The following is an 836-nucleotide window of genomic DNA, read 5'->3' on the forward strand; positions in this document are numbered from 1 at the left end:
ATGATTCTTTGCTTTCCTTTTTCAAACCATGTGTACTGCAGCGCCTGGTAATCACGGATCATGCTTTCATCTTCAAACAAAATATGATCAATTTCGCCATTTTCGCATTTTTTTACCTCCGGGAAGGTGGTTTCGACAAATTCTTTTTGTTTTTCTTTGTCAGCTGCAGCCAGGGTGTATGTCGGTTTGGTGTAACTCAGTCCTAATCGATGCATCATTTTCGATACACCACGGAGGGAATAAGAGGTTCCAAATTCACGTTCGATATAGGATGCAATGATTTCCAGCGTCCAATTAAACTTAGCTGGGAATCCCAGCTCGTGAGGAAGAGAACCAATGATGGTTTGCTTCAATTGTTCCTGTTGCTCCATGGTTAGTCGAGGAGGTTTTCCTGTTGAGAACTTCATGACAAGACCATCTACCCCTTGTTCTTGATAGGAACGGATATACGTTCTAATGGTTTTGTCCGTTCTGCCGAGAATGACAGCGATTTGCTTGATGGAATTCCCCATCAGATGCAAACGAATCGTTTGATACCGTTCATACATGCGCCGATCTTTTACCGACTTAAGTCTATTTTCAATTTCTTTCAATTCTTCTACATTGGATTTCATGATACCTCACCGCCCCTTTGTGATACATCTTTATTCGACGTGTGAAGCATAAAAATCCTTCAAAATCGCGAGGAAAAACTTAAGTTCAATCTATATAGAAGGAAAAATACATGCCGTTCCGTATTATGGGGAGCGAAAAATTGCCGAAAAAACGATTCGAGATTGGATGCTTCAATATAAGAAGCGTGGTTTTGAAGGGCTGAAGCCAAAGAAACGATCCGA

At 41.0% G+C, this 836-nt stretch carries 1 protein-coding gene; it reads right to left on the reverse strand.

Annotated elements, in window-relative coordinates; all coding sequences use genetic code 11:
• Positions 1–614: IS630 family transposase (locus MLD65_RS17995; protein ID WP_243293189.1), on the reverse strand; the 614-nt coding region annotated here is incomplete at its 3' end.
• Between the last annotated feature and the right edge of the window lie 222 nt (positions 615–836).

It is taken from the genome of Bacillus sp. FJAT-47783, assembly GCF_022808615.1.
In the GTDB taxonomy this organism is placed as follows: Bacteria; Bacillota; Bacilli; order Bacillales; family Aeribacillaceae; genus Bacillus_BZ.